This window comes from Streptomyces sp. NPDC053431 (assembly GCF_044544925.1).
GTDB lineage: Bacteria > Actinomycetota > Actinomycetes > Streptomycetales > Streptomycetaceae > Streptomyces.
The window spans coordinates 210,903-227,310 of the sequence record NZ_JBITXX010000003.1 but is presented as its reverse complement, the minus strand read 5'-3'; the positions used below and the strand labels follow the sequence as shown (position 1 = coordinate 227,310).

18 protein-coding genes are annotated in these 16,408 nt (G+C 70.1%); 9 read left to right on the top strand and 9 right to left on the bottom strand.

Going from position 1 to position 16,408, the window contains the following annotated elements:
• The first annotated feature begins 27 nt into the window (after positions 1–27).
• Complete coding sequence (locus ACIGXE_RS10505) at positions 28–1,506, top strand: glycosyltransferase family 87 protein (RefSeq protein ID WP_399745566.1); 1,479 nt, start codon at positions 28–30, stop codon at positions 1,504–1,506.
• Positions 1,507–1,578: 72 nt separating this feature from the next.
• Here the strand turns inward: ACIGXE_RS10505 and ACIGXE_RS10500 are convergent, their stop codons facing one another.
• The 3 genes from ACIGXE_RS10500 to ACIGXE_RS10490 all read right to left on the bottom strand — a co-directional run bounded on the left by ACIGXE_RS10500 (position 1,579) and on the right by ACIGXE_RS10490 (position 4,251).
• A complete protein-coding gene (locus tag ACIGXE_RS10500) occupies positions 1,579–2,610 on the bottom strand; it encodes an alanine racemase (RefSeq protein WP_399745565.1) in 1,032 nt (343 codons plus the stop codon).
• 76 nt (positions 2,611–2,686) lie between these two features.
• Positions 2,687–3,805, bottom strand: a complete 1,119-nt coding sequence (locus ACIGXE_RS10495; protein ID WP_399745563.1) for a lipid II:glycine glycyltransferase FemX — start codon at positions 3,803–3,805, stop codon at positions 2,687–2,689.
• Positions 3,806–3,936: 131 nt separating this feature from the next.
• Positions 3,937–4,251 carry a hypothetical protein gene (locus tag ACIGXE_RS10490; protein ID WP_399745561.1) on the bottom strand — a complete coding sequence of 105 codons (315 nt, stop codon included), beginning with the start codon at positions 4,249–4,251 and terminating at the stop codon, positions 3,937–3,939.
• A 283-nt stretch (positions 4,252–4,534) separates the two neighbouring features.
• Between ACIGXE_RS10490 and rpsF the strand changes: the two genes are divergently transcribed.
• The 4 genes from rpsF (at position 4,535) to rplI (ending at position 6,236) form a co-directional block, all read left to right on the top strand.
• Positions 4,535–4,825 carry a 30S ribosomal protein S6 gene (rpsF, locus tag ACIGXE_RS10485; RefSeq protein ID WP_004950685.1) on the top strand — a complete coding sequence of 97 codons (291 nt, stop codon included), beginning with the start codon at positions 4,535–4,537 and terminating at the stop codon, positions 4,823–4,825.
• Between the two features lie 72 nt (positions 4,826–4,897).
• On the top strand, positions 4,898–5,476 hold the full coding sequence (locus tag ACIGXE_RS10480) for a single-stranded DNA-binding protein (protein WP_365343986.1): 579 nt from the start codon (positions 4,898–4,900) through the stop codon (positions 5,474–5,476).
• A 58-nt stretch (positions 5,477–5,534) separates the two neighbouring features.
• Positions 5,535–5,771 carry a 30S ribosomal protein S18 gene (rpsR, locus tag ACIGXE_RS10475; protein ID WP_128983236.1) on the top strand — a complete coding sequence of 79 codons (237 nt, stop codon included), beginning with the start codon at positions 5,535–5,537 and terminating at the stop codon, positions 5,769–5,771.
• 18 nt (positions 5,772–5,789) lie between these two features.
• Positions 5,790–6,236: a 50S ribosomal protein L9 gene (gene rplI, locus ACIGXE_RS10470; protein WP_365343988.1), complete on the top strand. Its 447-nt coding sequence runs from the start codon at positions 5,790–5,792 to the stop codon at positions 6,234–6,236.
• Positions 6,237–6,325: 89 nt separating this feature from the next.
• On the opposite strand, the gene ACIGXE_RS10465 is transcribed toward rplI, so the two are convergent.
• Positions 6,326–7,663: an MATE family efflux transporter gene (locus tag ACIGXE_RS10465; protein WP_399745558.1), complete on the bottom strand. Its 1,338-nt coding sequence runs from the start codon at positions 7,661–7,663 to the stop codon at positions 6,326–6,328.
• A gap of 443 nt (positions 7,664–8,106) precedes the next feature.
• Between ACIGXE_RS10465 and dnaB the strand changes: the two genes are divergently transcribed.
• Complete coding sequence (gene dnaB / locus ACIGXE_RS10460; protein WP_399746333.1) at positions 8,107–9,567, top strand: replicative DNA helicase; 1,461 nt, start codon at positions 8,107–8,109, stop codon at positions 9,565–9,567.
• Between the two features lie 89 nt (positions 9,568–9,656).
• Here dnaB and ACIGXE_RS10455 read toward each other — a convergent pair whose 3' ends face one another.
• Entirely contained in the window at positions 9,657–10,223 is a 567-nt protein-coding gene (locus ACIGXE_RS10455; protein WP_399745556.1) for a dihydrofolate reductase family protein, read from the bottom strand.
• Between the two features lie 209 nt (positions 10,224–10,432).
• Here ACIGXE_RS10455 and ACIGXE_RS10450 point away from each other — a divergent pair, with 209 nt between their 5' ends.
• Positions 10,433–11,851 (top strand): serine hydrolase domain-containing protein, encoded by a 1,419-nt coding sequence (locus ACIGXE_RS10450; protein ID WP_399745554.1) that lies wholly within the window; start codon positions 10,433–10,435, stop codon positions 11,849–11,851.
• A 27-nt stretch (positions 11,852–11,878) separates the two neighbouring features.
• Here ACIGXE_RS10450 and ACIGXE_RS10445 read toward each other — a convergent pair whose 3' ends face one another.
• The 4 genes from ACIGXE_RS10445 to ACIGXE_RS10430 form a co-directional block, all read right to left on the bottom strand.
• Positions 11,879–12,331, bottom strand: a complete 453-nt coding sequence (locus ACIGXE_RS10445) for a GNAT family N-acetyltransferase (RefSeq protein ID WP_399745552.1) — start codon at positions 12,329–12,331, stop codon at positions 11,879–11,881.
• A 30-nt stretch (positions 12,332–12,361) separates the two neighbouring features.
• On the bottom strand, positions 12,362–12,820 hold the full coding sequence (locus ACIGXE_RS10440; protein ID WP_399745550.1) for a MarR family winged helix-turn-helix transcriptional regulator: 459 nt from the start codon (positions 12,818–12,820) through the stop codon (positions 12,362–12,364).
• Between the two features lie 122 nt (positions 12,821–12,942).
• A complete protein-coding gene (locus tag ACIGXE_RS10435) occupies positions 12,943–13,806 on the bottom strand; it encodes a GNAT family N-acetyltransferase (protein WP_399745548.1) in 864 nt (287 codons plus the stop codon).
• 22 nt (positions 13,807–13,828) lie between these two features.
• Entirely contained in the window at positions 13,829–14,365 is a 537-nt protein-coding gene (locus ACIGXE_RS10430; protein ID WP_399745546.1) for a DUF2269 domain-containing protein, read from the bottom strand.
• A 77-nt stretch (positions 14,366–14,442) separates the two neighbouring features.
• On the opposite strand from ACIGXE_RS10430, the gene ACIGXE_RS10425 reads away from it, so the two are divergent.
• Positions 14,443–15,096 carry an HAD family hydrolase gene (locus tag ACIGXE_RS10425; RefSeq protein WP_399745544.1) on the top strand — a complete coding sequence of 218 codons (654 nt, stop codon included), beginning with the start codon at positions 14,443–14,445 and terminating at the stop codon, positions 15,094–15,096.
• A 103-nt stretch (positions 15,097–15,199) separates the two neighbouring features.
• Positions 15,200–16,399: a globin domain-containing protein gene (locus tag ACIGXE_RS10420; RefSeq protein WP_399745542.1), complete on the top strand. Its 1,200-nt coding sequence runs from the start codon at positions 15,200–15,202 to the stop codon at positions 16,397–16,399.
• The last annotated feature ends 9 nt before the right edge of the window (positions 16,400–16,408 follow it).

The following is a 16,408-nucleotide window of genomic DNA, read 5'->3' as shown; positions in this document are numbered from 1 at the left end:
CCGGAGGCGTACGGCAGGATGTCCCCCATGCCGAGCCTCCAGAAGACGAGCCCTCCCCGGGACCCGGTCGTCAGCCCCACCCGTACCGACGAGGTGGCGGCCGCCGGCAGCGAGCTGATCGGCGGGCCGATCGGGCGGCGGGCGCTGCTCGGCGCCGGGCAGCTCACCCCGGTGCGGGTGATCGCGCTGGTGGCCATCGGGATGTTCGCGCTCGGCATGGTGCAGAAGCTGCCCTGCTACAACTGGGCCTGGTTCCGCGGCTCCACCTCGCAGTACACCCACGCCTGCTACTCCGACATCCCGCACCTGTTCTCCGGGCGTGGCTTCGCGGAGGGTCTGGTCCCGTACTTCGACCGGATCGGCGGCGACATACCGTTCCTGGAGTACCCGGTCCTGACGGGTCTGTTCATGCAGGTCGCGGCCTGGCTGACGCCCGGCGGCAGCGATCTGACGGAGCGCGAGCAGGCGTACTGGCTGGCCAATGCGGGCCTGCTCCTGGTGTGCACGGCCGTGCTGGCCGTGTGTGTGGCGAGGACGCACCGCAGGCGCCCCTGGGACGGCCTGCTGGTGGCCCTGGCGCCCGCGTTCGCGCTCACGGCGACCATCAACTGGGATCTGCTGGCGGTCGCCCTGACGGCCGCCGCGCTGCTGATGTGGTCGCGGAGCCGGCCGCTGGCCTTCGGTGTGCTGCTGGGGCTCGCGACGGCCGCCAAGTTCTACCCGATACTGCTGCTCGTCCCCGTCGTCCTGCTGTGCTGGCGGGCCGGGAAGTGGCGGGCGTCGGGTGCGGCGGTGCTGGGCGCGACCGGCGCGTGGCTGGTGGTGAACCTGCCGGTCATGCTCCTGGCGCCCGAGGGCTGGAAGCAGTTCTATCGGTTCAGCACGGAGCGCAACGTCGACTTCGGTTCGTTCTGGCTGCTCATCAGCCAGGTCACGGGCGAGCAGATCCGCCCGGCGACGGCCAACTACTACGCGCTGTTCCTGATGATGCTGGCGGTCGCGGGACTCGCCTACCTGGCGTTCAACGCGCCCCGCAGGCCGCGTCTCGCGCAGCTGGCCTTCCTGATCGTGGCCGCGTTCGTGCTCACCAACAAGGTCTACTCGCCGCAGTACGTGCTGTGGCTCATCCCGCTCGCCGCCCTCGCCCGGCCGCGCTGGCGGGACTTCCTGGTCTGGCAGGCCTGCGAGGTCATGTACTTCTTCGGCATCTGGCTGTACCTCGCCTTCACCACCAGCGGCAACAAGCAGGGCCTGCCGACCGACGGCTACCAGTTCGTGATCGTCCTGCACCTGCTCGGCACGCTCTACCTGTGCGCTCTCGTCGTGCGCGACATCCTGGCGCCCGACCGGGACGGGGTGCGGCGGGACGGCTCGGACGACCCCTCGGGAGGCGTCCTGGACGGCGCCGAGGACGTCTTCGTCCTGGGCAGGGCGGCGCACCCGGCGCGGCACGCGGCGCCGGCCGTGGAGGGGCCGCGGGTGGACTGGGGCGTACCGCGGGAATGAGCCGCCGATCGCACGGCCGGAACGCGAAGCGGCCCCCGGGGAGTCCCCCGGGGGCCGCTTCGTGTCCATGGCTCAGCGCTCGACGACCCGGTCGTACTGGGTCGTGGTGTGGCGCAGGTGGGCCACCAGCTCGTCGCCGACCTGCGGCTCCTGGGCGTCGGCCGGCACGAACAGGATCGACACCTGCATGTGCGGCGGCTCGGCGAACCAGCGCTGCTTGCCGGCCCAGACGAACGGGGAGAGGTTCCGGTTGACCGTCGCGAGGCCGGCCCGCGCGACGCCCTTGGCCCGCGGCATCACCCCGTGCATCGCCTTGGGAGCCTCGAGCCCGACGCCGTGCGAGGTGCCGCCGGCGACCACCACGAGCCAGCCGTCGGAGGCGGCCTTCTGCTGGCGGTAGCCGAACCGGTCCCCCTTGGCGACCCGGGTGACGTCGAGGACCGCGCCGCGGTACTCGGTCGCCTCGTGGTCGCCCAGCCACAGCCGGGTGCCGATCCGGGCGCGGAACCGGGTCTGCGGGAACTGCTGCTGCAGCCGGGCCTGCTCGTCGGCGCGCAGGTGGCTGACGAACATGGTGTGCAGGGGCAGCCGGGCGGCCCGCAGCCGGTCCATCCAGGTGATGACCTCCTCGACGGCGTCGGTGCCGTCGGTGCGGTCGAGCGGCAGGTGCAGGGCGAAGCCCTCCAGGCGCACGTCCTCGATGGCGGCGTGCAGCCGGCCGAGGTCCTCCTCGTGCACGCCGTGGCGCTTCATCGAGCTCATGCACTCGATGACGACACGGGCGCCCACCAGGGCGTGCACGCCGTCCACGGAGGACACCGAGCGGATCACCCGGTCGGGCAGCGGCACCGGCTCCTCGCCCCGCCGGAACGGGGTGAGGACCAGCAGGTCGCCGCTGAACCAGTCCTTGATGCGGGCGGCTTCGTACGTGGTGCCCACCGCGAGCATGTCGGCGCCGAACCGGGCGGCCTCTTCCGCCAGGCGCTCGTGGCCGAAGCCGTAGCCGTTGCCCTTGCAGACCGGGATCAGACCGGGGAACTGGTCGATCACGGTCTTCTGGTGCGCCCGCCAGCGAGCGGTGTCGACGTAGAGGGAGAGCGCCATGGCCGGCCCGGAACCTTTCTGGTGGCTACGGTGTATCAAAGGTGTGTACGAGACTACGCAAGCCTCGGTCGTGTCGTCAGCGACGCGACATGTAGATGTCCAGGGCCTTGTGCAGGAGCTTGTTGAGCGGGAAGTCCCACTCGCCGACGTACTCCACGGCCTCGCCGCCCGTGCCGACCTTGAACTGGATCAGACCGAAGAGGTGGTCGGTCTCGTCCAGCGAGTCCGAGATGCCCCGCAGGTCGTAGACCGTCGCGCCCATCGCGTACGCGTCGCGCAGCATCCGCCACTGCATCGCGTTCGAGGGCCGGACCTCGCGGCCGATGTTGTCGGAGGCGCCGTAGGAGTACCAGACGTGGCCGCCGACGACGAGCATGGTGGCGGCGGAGAGGTTCACGCCGTTGTGACGGGCGAAGTACAGCCGCATGCGGTTGGGGTCCTCGTTGTTGAGGACGGTCCACATGCGCTGGAAGTACGACAGCGGGCGCGGCCGGAAGTGGTCACGGACGGCCGTGATCTCGTAGAGCCGCTGCCACTCGGCCAGGTCCTCGTAGCCGCCCTGGACGACCTCGACGCCGGCCTTCTCGGCCTTCTTGATGTTGCGGCGCCACAGCTGGTTGAAGCCCTTGAGGACGTCGTCGAGCGAGCGGTTCGCCAGCGGGACCTGGAAGACGTAGCGGGGCTGGACGTCGCCGAAGCCGGCGCCGCCGTCCTCGCCCTGCTGCCAGCCCATCTTCCGCAGCCGGTCGGCCACTTCGAAGGCGCGCGGCTCGATGTGGGTGGCCTCGACGTCCTTCAGGCGCTTGACGTCCGGGTCCTGGATGCCGGACTTGATGGCGGCGGAGTCCCAGCGGCGGATGACGACCGGCGGGCCCATCTTCACGGAGAAGGCGCCCTGCTGCTTGAGGTGCGCGAGCATCGGCTGCAGCCAGTCGTCGAGGTTCGGGGCGTACCAGTTGATGACCGGGCCCTCGGGCAGATAGGCCAGGTAGCGCTTGATCTTCGGGAGCTGGCGGTAGAGCACCAGGCCGACGCCGACGAGTTCGCCGGACTTGTCGAACCAGCCGAGGTTCTCCGAGCGCCACTCGGTCTTCACGTCAGCCCACGCCGGGACCTGGCAGTGGCTCGCCGCGGGCTGGCTCTGGATGAATGCCAGATGCTGCTCTCGGCTGATGGTCCTCAGGGTCAGGCTCATGCGGGGCGCTCCTCGGCAGGTGTGTCCCCATCGGTTCAGGGGCTCCGGCTCTCGCGCCGAAGCCTACTGCGATCGAGGAGCGCCCCGAATGGGCGTGTGGGCCCTTCCGGCCCTTGTGGCAGGGGGTGGGGCTAGCTGATCACTCCGCCGAAGAGGCCGCCGTGGGCCATGCCGAGGTAGAAGCCCACCCCGGCGGCGCCCATCCCGACGACCAGTGCGAAGCGTTCGCGGGTCGTGACGGAGATGAACTGACCGTAGGCGCCGGTGAGGATGCCGAGCAGTCCGGACCAGGAGCTCAGCAGGTGCAGGTTGTCGAAGAAGCCCGTGACAAACGAGAGGACCCCGAGCACCAGGGTGACGGCGACCAGGGTGTCCTGGAGTGGATGGGGCTTGCCGTCGGTGGCGAAGAGGGAGTGTCCGGGGTCGGGTCGCATTGCCTGTGCCATGGGGCACCTCCGTGACGTCCGGAAGGCGGCGCAGTGTGACGCCGCCGACATCCGTTGTGTACAGATTGCGTCCCCTCACCGCCGGATTTCAACCGCAGGGCGTCGTGCGGGTACTCTGTACGGTCTGCACCGGTGTCTGCCCTGGTCCGTCCGAGGACCTCGACGGCACCTCCTCGCTCGTCGAGGGGGACTGTCAGTGGCGGCGGATACCGTTGCTCACGCATCACGACCCTCCTGCCACGGAACGACCGTGGCCGCTGAGTCCAAAGGAGGTGGGTTCCACATGCGTCACTACGAGGTGATGGTCATCCTCGACCCCGATCTCGAGGAGCGCGCTGTCTCCCCGCTGATCGAGAACTTCCTCTCCGTCGTCCGTGAGGGCAACGGAAAGGTCGAGAAGGTCGACACCTGGGGCCGTCGTCGTCTCGCCTACGAGATCAAGAAGAAGCCCGAGGGCATCTACTCGGTCATCGACCTGCAGGCCGAGCCTGCGGTCGTCAAGGAGCTCGACCGCCAGATGAACCTGAACGAGTCGGTCCTCCGGACCAAGGTCCTCCGCCCCGAGACCCACTGAGCTTTCGCTCGCAGGGACTCGGGTCCGAGTAGCAGTTAGCAGCCAGAAGCAATCCCGCCGAGAGGTTCACCCATGGCAGGCGAGACCGTCATCACGGTCGTCGGCAATCTTGTCGAAGACCCCGAGCTGCGCTTCACCCCGTCCGGTGCGGCGGTCGCGAAGTTCCGCATCGCGTCCACTCCCCGCACCTTCGACCGTCAGACCAACGAGTGGAAGGACGGCGAGAGCCTGTTCCTGACCTGCTCGGTCTGGCGTCAGGCGGCGGAGAACGTCGCCGAGTCGCTTCAGAAGGGCATGCGCGTCGTCGTGCAGGGCCGGCTGAAGCAGCGGTCCTACGAGGACCGCGAGGGCGTCAAGCGCACGGTCTACGAGCTGGATGTCGAGGAAGTCGGCCCCAGCCTGCGCAACGCCACGGCCAAGGTCACCCGCACCACCGGTCGCGGTGGCCAGGGCGGCTACGGCGGCGGTGGCCAGCAGGGTGGCGGCGGTGGCGGCTGGGGTGGCAACTCCGGCGGCGGCCAGCAGGGCGGCGGAGCTCCCTCCGACGACCCGTGGGCCTCCAGCGCCCCGTCCGGCGGTCAGCAGGGTGGCGGCGGTGGCGGCTGGGGTGGCAACTCCGGCGGCGGCTACTCGGACGAGCCTCCCTTCTAGGGCGCACGCCCCGGAAGCAGCTCGTACCCAAACTTCTTGATCACACAGGAGAAACACCATGGCGAAGCCGCCTGTGCGCAAGCCTAAGAAGAAGGTCTGCGCGTTCTGCAAGGACAAGGTCGCGTACGTCGACTACAAGGACACGAACATGCTGCGGAAGTTCATTTCCGACCGCGGCAAGATCCGTGCCCGTCGCGTGACCGGCAACTGCACGCAGCACCAGCGTGACGTCGCCACGGCCGTCAAGAACAGCCGTGAGATGGCGCTGCTGCCCTACACGTCCACCGCGCGATAAGGGAAGGGTGACCGAAAAATGAAGATCATCCTCACCCACGAGGTCTCCGGCCTCGGTGCCGCTGGCGACGTCGTCGACGTCAAGGACGGCTACGCTCGCAACTACCTGGTCCCGCGCGGTTTCGCGATCCGCTGGACCAAGGGTGGCGAGAAGGACGTGGCGCAGATCCGCCGCGCCCGCAAGATCCACGAGATCGCGACCATCGAGCAGGCCAACGAGATCAAGGCTCAGCTCGAGGGCACGAAGGTGCGCCTGGCCGTTCGCTCCGGCGACGCCGGCCGTCTCTTCGGCTCCGTGACCCCGGCCGACATCGCTGCCGCGATCAAGACCGCGGGTGGCCCGGACGTCGACAAGCGTCGCGTCGAGCTCGGTTCGCCGATCAAGACCCTGGGCTCGCACCAGGTGTCCGTGCGTCTGCACCCCGAGGTTGCCGCGAAGCTCGGCGTCGAGGTCGTCGCCGCGTAACGCTGCCATCGGGCAGTCTGCGCTCAGCAGTACAGAAGGGCCGCACCCCCAGGGGTGCGGCCCTTCCGCCGTTTCACGTGAAACACCGCTCAGCGGGTGGCACCCGTGACGAGCCAGCGGCCCGAGCGCTCACGGAACCAGAGCGTCGCCATGCGCACCGTCATCATCAGCGTCATCGCACCCCAGAGCGCGGTGAGGCCGCCGCCCAGCGTCGGAACCAGCAGGGCGACCGGTGCGAAGACGGCCAGGGTCAGCAGCATGGCCCAGGCGAGGTAGGGGCCGTCCCCCGCGCCCATGAGCACTCCGTCGAGGACGAAGACCACCCCGGAGATGGGCTGCGAGAGCGCCACGACGAGGAGGGCGGGGAGCAGCGCGTCCTGCACCGCGGGGTCGTCGGTGAAGAGCGGGACGAAGAGCGGCCGCGTGAGGACCAGCAGCGCTCCGAGAGCGACTCCGGAGACCACGCCCCACTGGATCATGCGACGGCAGACCTGGCGGGCGCCGGCCGCGTCCTCGGCCCCGAGATAGCGCCCGATGATGGCTTGCCCGGCGATGGCGATCGCGTCGAGTGCGAAGGCCATCAGGCTCCACAGGGACAGGATGATCTGGTGCGCGGCGACGTCGGCGTCGCCGAGGCGGGCGGCCACGGCGGTGGCGATCATCAGAATGGCCCGCAGGGAGAGCGTACGGACCAGGAGCGGGGCACCGGCCTGGGCGCAGGCCCGGATGCCGGCGGCGTCGGGGCGGAGAGAGGCGCCGTGCCGCCGGGCGCCGCGGACGACCACGCAGAGATAGGTGCCGGCCATGCCGAGCTGGGCGATGACCGTGCCCCAGGCGGAGCCCGCGATGCCGAGCCCGGCGCCGTAGACCAGACCGAGGTTGAGGGCGGCGTTGGCGGTGAAACCGGCGATGGCGACGTAGAGCGGGGTGCGGGTGTCCTGGAGGCCGCGCAGGACGCCGGTGGCGGCGAGCACCACCAGCATGGCGGGGATGCCGAGGATGGAGATGCGCAGATAGGTGACGGCGTAGGGAGCGGCCGTGCCGGAGGCGCCGAAGAGGTCCACGAGCCAGGGCGCGGTGGGCAGCATGAGAGCGACCACGGCGGCGCCGAGGAGGAGGGCGAGCCAGATGCCGTCGATGCCCTGGCGGATGGCCGCCGGGAGGTCGCCGGCGCCGACGCGTCGCGCGACGGCGGCGGTGGTCGCATAGGCGAGGAAGACAAAGACACTCACCGCTGTGGACAGGAGCGCCGAGGCGATGGCGAGTCCGGCGAGCTGGGGGGTGCCGAGGTGGCCGACAATGGCGCTGTCGACCATGAGGAAGAGGGGCTCGGCGACGAGCGCGCCGAAGGCCGGGACGGCGAGCGAGACGATCTCGCGGTCGTGTTGCCGTCGAACGGCCTTGGGGGTCGCGGGAGCCTGATGCATGGGCTCCAATCTAATCTTCCACAGGTAAGAGATGCAATGGCGTTGTGATCCTTACTTTCGACGGGGAAGAGCCTTCGGCTGTGCGCCGTTTGTTCTGATCTTGGCTCCGGCGGCAAAGTTTTTCTCCCCCACAGCCAGTGGATGGAAAAGCCGCAGGTCAGCAGGGTTCCGCGCAGGGAGTTATGAGTTTGTCCACATGGCTGTCCCCCGGTCCGTGCACAGGTTCCGGGGACTTCTCCACAGCATCTGGGCCTTCACCCACAGGCCCTGTGGATAACCAGATTGGCTGACGGTGCCCGCGGGCCTACCGTGGTCCGGCGCCCGACGCGCCAGAAGCGGAGTCAAAGCCTCTTGTTTGTCCGAGCCGTGGCGTAAGAAAGAGTGGCACGGTGAGGTCCGCGGAGCGGACGGGAGGAGGTGGCTTGGTGAGCATTCCCGAGCCCATGGACGATCCCTGGGCCGACAGCGGACCCAGCGACCGGCTGCCCACCCGTACCCGCGAGCCCCGGGGCCGCGGACGTGGGCGGGAGGACCAGCACGAGCGCGGCAGCGAGGGCGGCTGGGACTCCGGGCTGTCCGGCTTCGAGCGCGTTCCCCCGCAGGACCTGGACGCCGAGCAGTCCGTGCTCGGCGGCATGCTGCTCTCCAAGGACGCCATCGCCGACGTCGTCGAGATCATCAAGGGCCACGACTTCTACAAGCCGGCCCACGAGACGATCTACGCGGCCGTCCTCGACCTGTACGCGAAGGGCGAGCCCGCCGACCCCATCACGGTCGGCGCCGAGCTCACCAAGCGCGGGGAGATCACCCGCGTCGGCGGCGCCTCGTACCTGCACACGCTCGTCCAGTCGGTGCCGACCGCTGCCAACGCCTCGTACTACGCGGAGATCGTCCACGAGCGTGCCGTGCTGCGCCGCCTCGTGGAGGCCGGCACCAAGATCACACAGATGGGATACGCGGCCGACGGTGACGTCGACGAGATCGTCAACCGGGCTCAGGCCGAGATCTACCAGGTCACCGAGCAGCGCACCACCGAGGACTACCTGCCGCTCGGCGACATCATGGAGGGCGCGCTCGACGAGATCGAGGCGATCGGCTCCCGCAGCGGCGAGATGACCGGTGTGCCCACCGGCTTCACCGACCTCGACGCGCTCACCAACGGTCTGCACCCCGGCCAGATGATCATCATCGCGGCGCGTCCCGCCATGGGTAAGTCCACGCTCGCGCTGGACTTCGCCCGGGCCGCGTCCATCAAGAACAACCTGCCCAGCGTCATTTTCTCCCTCGAAATGGGCCGCAACGAGATCGCGATGCGTCTGCTCTCGGCGGAGGCCCGGGTGGCGCTGCACCACATGCGTTCCGGCACCATGACCGACGAGGACTGGACCCGGCTCGCCCGCCGGATGCCGGACGTCTCGCAGGCCCCGCTCTACATCGACGACTCGCCGAACCTGTCGATGATGGAGATCCGCGCCAAGTGCCGCCGCCTCAAGCAGCGCAACGGCCTCAAGCTCGTCGTCATCGACTACCTCCAGCTGATGCAGTCCGGCGGCTCCAAGCGTTCCGAGAGCCGCCAGCAGGAGGTTTCCGACATGTCGCGAAACCTGAAGCTCCTCGCCAAGGAGCTGGAGCTTCCGGTCATCGCGCTCTCGCAGCTGAACCGTGGTCCGGAGCAGCGCACGGACAAGAAGCCGATGGTCTCCGACCTCCGTGAGTCCGGCTCGATCGAGCAGGACGCGGACATGGTGATCCTGCTGCACCGCGAGGACGCCTACGAGAAGGAGTCCCCGCGCGCCGGTGAGGCCGACATCATCGTGGGCAAGCACCGTAACGGTCCGACCGCGACCATCACGGTGGCCTTCCAGGGCCACTACTCGCGCTTCGTGGACATGGCACAGACCTGATCCGGCCGAGCGCGTACGACATGAATCCGAGACGGCAGGTCGAGTCGGCCCCGTACGGGTGAGGGCCCCGCGGGACCGCGGGAGGCTGCTCAGCGCCTCGTCTCGTACCTGGTCAGGGCCACGCCGCCGGGAAACGTCCGCGTCTCCACCAGGTTCAGGTTCACCCAGCTGTCCAGCGCGGGAAAGAACGGCGTGCCGCCGCCCACCAGGACCGGATGGGTGACGATCACGTACTCGTCGATCAGCCCGGCGCGCATGGCCGCCCCGGCGAGCGTGGCGCCGCCGATGGTCATGGGGCCGCCCTCCTCGGCCTTGAGCCGGGTGATCTCGGCGATCGCGTCGCCGGCCACCAGGCGGGCGTTCCAGTCGACCTTCTCGAGCGTCGAGGAGAACACCACCTTCGGAGTGTCCCGCCAGTTCCGCGCGAACTCGATCTCCGCCGGGGAGGCATCGGGCTGCTGGTCGCCGGTCGGCCAGTAGGAGCTCATCGTCTCCCACAGCTTGCGCCCGTACAGCGTCAGGCCACTCGCCCGCTCGAGGTCGAGCCACCACTGGAACAGCTCGTCGCTCGGCGGTCCGCTCCAGTCGATGTCGTCGCCGGCCGCGGCGATGTAGCCGTCCAGGGTCAGGTTCATGCCGTAGATCAGTTTCCGCATGGCCCAGCCTTCCGTCCGTGGGTGTCCGGCGTATCGACCAGCGCGGCGCGGAAACGCATCGGTGCGCGGTCCGGGCTCGCCGGGTAGTCCTCGTCCTTGGGGCTCAGCGTGGTGTACGCGGCGAGCACGGGCAAGCCGCCTGGTCACGACCTCGCCCTCGCGAGGAAAAGGACAGCGCGGTCGAGGTCGTGCGGGGCGAAGATGACCGCATGACCTCATCCTTCGAAGACCTGTTGCCCAGCACCGAGCGCGCCCTGCTGCACCGGATCGCCGTCGCCCAGACCGAGGGACGCGCGCCGTCCTTCGTCGCTGGCGTGGTGCGGGAGGGGCGGACGGTCTGGTTCGGCTCGCGTTCCTGCGTCGACGGGCACGCCCCGGACGCCGAGACGCAGTTCCGGATCGGCTCGATCACCAAGGTGTTCACGGCCGTTCTGGTGATGCGGCTGCGGGACGAGGGGCTCATCGGGCTCGACGATCCGCTGGAGAAGCATCTGAAGGGCACCGGAGTGGGTGAGGTGACGATCGCTCAACTCCTGGGGCACAGTGCCGGACTGGCCGCGGAGAGCCCGGCGCCGTGGTGGGAACGGACGCCGGGGACCACGCGGCCGGAGCTGGCCGACGTGCTGGGGGAGCGGCCCCGGGTGCATCCGGCCGGGCGCCTCTTCCACTACTCCAACCCGGGCTACACGCTGTTGGGTTCGCTCGTCGAGGCGGTCCGCGGGGTGTCCTGGGAGGAGGCGCTGCGCACCGAGATCCTGGAGCCGCTCGGGCTCGACCGTACGTCGGTGCGGCCGGTCGCCCCGCACGCGGGCGGCTGGGCGGTGCACCCCTGGGCCGATGTGATGCTGCCCGAGCCGCTGGAGGACCTGGGGCTCATGGCGCCGGCCGGGGTGCTCTGGTCGACCGTCGGTGACCTCTGCCGCTTCGCCGCCTTCCTGGCCGAGGGCGACGACCGGGTCCTGCGCCGGGCGACCGTCGAGGAGATGCGGGTGCCCGCGGTGCCGCCGGCGCCCGGCGACGCCGAGTGGGGATACGGCCTCGGGCTCCAGCTGCTGCGTCAGGGCGGCCGGACGCTCGTCGGTCATACGGGCTCGCTGCCGGGCTTCGTCGCCGGCCTCTGGGTGAGTGTCGAGGACGGCCTGGCCGCCGTGGCCCTCGCGAACGCCACCTCGGGCCCTCTGCCGTCCGCCGTGGCCGTCGATCTCGTCCGGATCGTGGCGGAGGCCGAGCCGCGCATTCCGGAGCCCTGGAGGCCGCTTCCGGAGGCCGAGGTCGACGAGGAACTGCTCGCGCTCACGGGCCCCTGGTACTGGGGGACGTACGCGTACGGGCTGCGGGTCGGCCCGGGGCGGGGCGTGGTTCTGGAGCCGCTGCGGGGCGCCGGGCGGCGGGCGACCTTCCGGGCGCTGCCCGAGGGCGGCTGGAGCGGACTCGACGGCTACTACCAGGGGGAGACGCTGCGGGTGGTACGGCGTCCGGACGGCACGGTGAGCCATCTCGACCTGGGGTCGTTCGTCTTCACCCGGGAACCGTACGAGCAGGGGGACGCCGTACCCGGTGGCGTGGACGAGGCGGGCTGGCGCGGTCTGCAACAGGCCCGGCGGGGTGAAGCGCGCTGTTTCACGTGAAACAGCGCGTATTCCCCTCGACCGGCGTCACAGGCTCAGCTTGAACCCCACATGGGAGGCCTCGAAACCGAGCCGCTCGTAGAAGCGGTGAGCGTCGGTGCGGGTGACGTCGGAGGTCAGCTGCACCAGCCGGCAGCCCTGCACCCGGGACTCCTCGACGGCCCACTCGATCAGCCGGCTGCCCAGCCCGCTGCCGCGCTCCTCCGTGTGGATGCGGACGCCTTCGATGATCGAGCGAGTGGTGCCCCGGCGGGAGAGCCCGGGAATCACGGTGAGCTGAAGCGTGCCGACGACCTTGCCCGCGCGCACGGCGACGACCACGTGCTGGTGCGGATCCCCGGCGAGCCGTTCGAAGGCGGCGAGATACGGGCTGAGGTCGTCCGGCGATTCGCGCTGGGCGCCCAGGGGGTCGTCGGCGAGCATCGCCACGATGGCGGGCAGGTCGTCCTGCTCGGCGGGCCTGATCTCAAGATCGCTCATGAGGGGCAGGCTACGCCCTGGACCGGCAGCTCAGACAGGGACGCCGAGGCCCTCGACGACCCGCACCAGCGAGGCCAACTCCGGGTTCGTGGCGGCCTCGTCCAGGGCCTCGCGCAGGGCTCGGTCGTTGGTGGGGCGGGCCTCGTCGAGCAGCTTCTGGCCGGCCTCGGTGACATCGGTGTAGATGCCGCGCCGGTCGGTGGCACAGAGGTACCGGGTGAGCAGACCACGGTCCTCAAGCCGGGTCACCAGCCGGGTGGTCGCGCTCTGGCTGAGCACCACGGCGTCGGCGACCTGCTTCATCTGGAGGTGTCCCCCGGGGCCGTCGTGCTGGCGGCTGAGGACGTCGAGGAGGGAGTACTCGCGGACGCTCAGACCGTGCTGGGACTCCAGGGCGCGCTCGATGTGCGACTCGATCCTGCCGTGCAGCAGGGAGAGGGCGCACCAGCCCTGGGAGAGGGCCGTCAGGGCGGGGTCCGTCGCGGACATGGTCTCTCCTCGCTTCCTCGGTCTCCTCGGTCGGAGCGGTCCCTGCCCAGGGTAGAGGATGAAGCGCAAAAGTCCGCGTGTGCAAATAACTGCACGGGGGACCGGACCGGCGGTCCGGGCGCCTATCCGGCCGCCACGGTCAGCGGTGCGAAGCGACGGGTCCAGTCCCCCGGCAGGTCCGGCAGGGAGCGGATCATGATGCTTGTGGTCGCGATCTGCTCCAGGCCGTTCGCCTTCAGCCAGGTCAGCAGCGGGGTGTGGCGGGTGTCCACGTCGGTGCGCAGCGGGCGGTCGCTCGCTTCGGCGAGCGAGGCGACGAGCGCCTGCGCCGTGGCCGGGTCGTGGGCGATCAGTGGGCCGATGACATGGGTGTCCATGTTGGGCCAGAGCGCGGCGAAGCCGGTGATCTTGCCGTCCTGCTCGGCCACCCGCAGGTGGTCGGCGAAGGCCGGCAGGCGGGTGATGAGGTGGGTGCGGTCGACCCCGAAGATCTCGCGGTCCAGCCGCAGTACGTGCTGGACGTCCTCTGCCGTCGCGGGGCGGACCCCGCGGTCGGGCGCCGGTTCGGTGAGGGTGAAGCGGCCAAGCAGCATCTCGGAGCGGCCGGTCTCCGTGAAGCCCAGCTGTTCGTAGAGCGGTTGTCCGTTGCTCGTGGCGTAGAGGCTGAGGGGGGTGTTTCCGGCCTCGGCGAGGACGTACCGCATCAGGCGGCGCCCCACGCCCTGGCGGGCGTACCGCTCGGCGACCAGGACCATGCCGATCGCGCCCAGGCCGGGCCCGTAGGACATGACCACGCACGCCGTGACCAGCCCCGCGCCGGAGGGGTCGTCGATCCCGTAGCCCACGCCCGCGGTGAGCAGCAGCCCCCACTTGTGTTCCTCGCGTTGCCATCCCCGGTTCTCGGACAGATCGGCGCAGGCCTGGAGGTCGTCGGCGGTGAGGCGTCGGATGGGAAGGTGTTCGAGCGGGGGGTGCGAGAGGGGCATGGCATCAGGCTGTCCGAAGCCGTCAGGCCGCGTCCACCGTTTTACGGGAAGTCGCCCGGGCCCCTGAGCGCCGTGAGCGGGTCGATTCCCGCAGGTGGCGGCCGCGCTTGGTCAGCCCCCAGGGCTTGAGGACGGAGATCGCCGTCATGAACAGATAAGCAGTCGTCGACACCACGGGAGCCGCGACCAGACTGCTGTCCGGCACCCCGGCCGCAGCGGCCTGAGTGATCTCCGGCCGGAGGGCGAAGATCGTCGCGATGGCGGTGACCAGGGTGATCCAGAACTTGATCCAGACCCAGCGGTGCCGAGCGAGCCCCCAGGGCGTCCCCAGGGAGAGCACCAGGCCGCTGCCGAAGGTCACCAGGGCGACCGGGGCCAGCAGCCGGTCGGCGAACACCTGCATGGCCCGGTAGGCCGCCTGGGTGAGGGAGACCTCCTGGGTCGTGTAGGCGGTGATGCCGAGAGTCAGCAGTCCGAGGCTGAGACCGAGCCAGGCGACGGAGACCGCCACATGGACGACGAGAAGTGCCCGCCGTACGGGCCGCCGGAGATGTTTCACGTGAAACACGGTGCCGAAGGTCCGCAGTGGCCCGCGTCTGCCCGGAGGAGTAAACGCGCGTACTAGCCTCGGCGTACATGACGACTCTGAACGGCCGGCGCCGACTTCACCTGTTCGATCTCGATGGCACGCTGATCCGTGGCTCGGCCGCCGCGGTGGAGATCTCCCGGCAGCTCGGGGTGAGCAAGGAGATCGCCGAGCTGGAGCAGGAGTTCCTGCTGCGGGGCCTGAGCCCCGACGAGTTCGCCGTGCGGGCCCATGCGCTCTGGTCCGAGCTCACCGTGGAGCAGGTGGCCGCCGCCTTCGACGGGGCGCCCTGGCTGGCGGGTATCCGGGAGGTGTGGGCGGAGATCCGGGCCGAGGGCAGCCACTGCGCGGTCATCTCCCTCTCGCCTGACTTCTTCGTCGAACGGCTCCTGGACTGGGGGCTGGACGCCGCCCACGGCTCCCGCTGGCCCGCCGTGCCGTTCACCGCGCCGATCGACCGGCCCGGCATCCTCAACGCCTCGGCGAAGGTGCGGATCGCGGGTGAACTCTGCGCGCGATTCGGCGTGGAGGCGGCCGACTGCGTGGCGTACGGCGACTCGATGTCCGACGCCGAGCTCTTCGCGATCGTCCCCGAGACGGTGGCCGTGAACGCGGACCATCACCTCACGGACCTGGCCCGACACAGCTACACGGGCGGCGATCTGCGCGAGGCGTACGAACTGGTCCGAAAGAGCGCAGCCTAGTCCTCCGGGCGGGGCGAATCACCGGGAATCCCACTTTCTGTCCAGGACCCCCCACGGACTGTCATCCTGCGAACACGGAGGCCGACTGCAGGGAGGCAAGGACATGACTGATGCTCCAGCTGCGGCCACGGATGCGCCGCCCCTGATACCGGTGGACGAACCCACGCCCGAGCCGGCGGCCGCGACGAGCCCGCCCTCGCCGGACGCGGTCCTGATCCGCCGCACCCTGGTGGAGATCGCCCCCGTCGCCGAACGGGTCACCTCGTACTTCTACGCCCTGCTCTTCACCCACCATCCCGAGCTGCGCGCGATGTTCCCGGCCGCCATGGACACCCAGCGGGACCGGCTGCTCAAGGCGCTGCTGACGGCCGCCGAGCACCTGGACAACACGCGCGTGCTCACCGAGTACCTCCAGAACCTGGGGCGTGGGCACCGCAAGTACGGCACGCGCTCCGAGCACTACCCGGCCGTGGGCGAGGCGCTCATCGGGGCGCTCGTCCGGTACGCCGAGGCGGTCTGGGACGCGGAGACGGAGGCGGCCTGGGTCCGTACGTATACGACGATCTCGCAGATCATGATCGACGCCGCCGCCGAGAACGAGCAGCACGCGCCCGCCTGGTGGCAGGCGGAGGTGGTCAGCCACGACCTGCGGACCCCCGACGTCGCCGTCATCACGCTCCGGCCCGACCAGCCGTACCCCTTCCTCGCCGGGCAGTACACGACGCTCGAAACGCCGTGGTGGCCGCGGATATGGCGTCACTACTCCTTCGCCTCGGCCCCCCGGCCGGACGGGCTGCTCAGCCTGCACGTCAAGGCGGTGCCGGCGGGCTGGGTGTCCAACGCGCTGGTCCACCGCGCCCGCCCCGGGGACGTCCTGCGCCTCGGGCCGCCCGCGGGCTCGATGACCGTCGACCACTCCACCGACAACGGGCTGCTCTGCCTCGGCGGGGGGACCGGCATCGCGCCGATCAAGGCGCTGGTCGAGGACGTCGCGGAGCACGGCGACCGGCGGCCGGTGGAGGTGTTCTACGGCGCCCGCAGCGGCCACGACCTCTACGACATCGACACGATGATGCGGCTCCAGCAGACCTTCCCCTGGCTCGCCGTCCGCCCGGTCACCGAGGACGAGGGCCGGCTCCCGGACGCCGTGCGCCGGTACGGGCCCTGGGTCGAGTACGACGCCTATCTGTCGGGTCCGCTCGGCATGATCCGCAGCGGGGTCGACGCGCTGAAGGGCGCCGGCATCCCCACCGACCGGATCCGCCACGACTATCTCGGGGAACTCGTCTCCCAGGCCTCCTAGGGGCGCTAC

Coding starts and splice junctions, on each gene's coding strand:
- ACIGXE_RS10505 (WP_399745566.1), top strand. CDS start 28: ATGCCGAGCCTCCAGAAGACGAGCCCTCCCCGGGACCCGGTCGTCAGC.
- ACIGXE_RS10500 (WP_399745565.1), bottom strand. CDS start 2,610: ATGGCGCTCTCCCTCTACGTCGACACCGCTCGCTGGCGGGCGCACCAG.
- ACIGXE_RS10495 (WP_399745563.1), bottom strand. CDS start 3,805: ATGAGCCTGACCCTGAGGACCATCAGCCGAGAGCAGCATCTGGCATTC.
- ACIGXE_RS10490 (WP_399745561.1), bottom strand. CDS start 4,251: ATGGCACAGGCAATGCGACCCGACCCCGGACACTCCCTCTTCGCCACC.
- rpsF (WP_004950685.1), top strand. CDS start 4,535: ATGCGTCACTACGAGGTGATGGTCATCCTCGACCCCGATCTCGAGGAG.
- ACIGXE_RS10480 (WP_365343986.1), top strand. CDS start 4,898: ATGGCAGGCGAGACCGTCATCACGGTCGTCGGCAATCTTGTCGAAGAC.
- rpsR (WP_128983236.1), top strand. CDS start 5,535: ATGGCGAAGCCGCCTGTGCGCAAGCCTAAGAAGAAGGTCTGCGCGTTC.
- rplI (WP_365343988.1), top strand. CDS start 5,790: ATGAAGATCATCCTCACCCACGAGGTCTCCGGCCTCGGTGCCGCTGGC.
- ACIGXE_RS10465 (WP_399745558.1), bottom strand. CDS start 7,663: ATGCATCAGGCTCCCGCGACCCCCAAGGCCGTTCGACGGCAACACGAC.
- dnaB (WP_399746333.1), top strand. CDS start 8,107: ATGGACGATCCCTGGGCCGACAGCGGACCCAGCGACCGGCTGCCCACC.
- ACIGXE_RS10455 (WP_399745556.1), bottom strand. CDS start 10,223: ATGCGGAAACTGATCTACGGCATGAACCTGACCCTGGACGGCTACATC.
- ACIGXE_RS10450 (WP_399745554.1), top strand. CDS start 10,433: ATGACCTCATCCTTCGAAGACCTGTTGCCCAGCACCGAGCGCGCCCTG.
- ACIGXE_RS10445 (WP_399745552.1), bottom strand. CDS start 12,331: ATGAGCGATCTTGAGATCAGGCCCGCCGAGCAGGACGACCTGCCCGCC.
- ACIGXE_RS10440 (WP_399745550.1), bottom strand. CDS start 12,820: ATGTCCGCGACGGACCCCGCCCTGACGGCCCTCTCCCAGGGCTGGTGC.
- ACIGXE_RS10435 (WP_399745548.1), bottom strand. CDS start 13,806: ATGCCCCTCTCGCACCCCCCGCTCGAACACCTTCCCATCCGACGCCTC.
- ACIGXE_RS10425 (WP_399745544.1), top strand. CDS start 14,443: ATGACGACTCTGAACGGCCGGCGCCGACTTCACCTGTTCGATCTCGAT.
- ACIGXE_RS10420 (WP_399745542.1), top strand. CDS start 15,200: ATGACTGATGCTCCAGCTGCGGCCACGGATGCGCCGCCCCTGATACCG.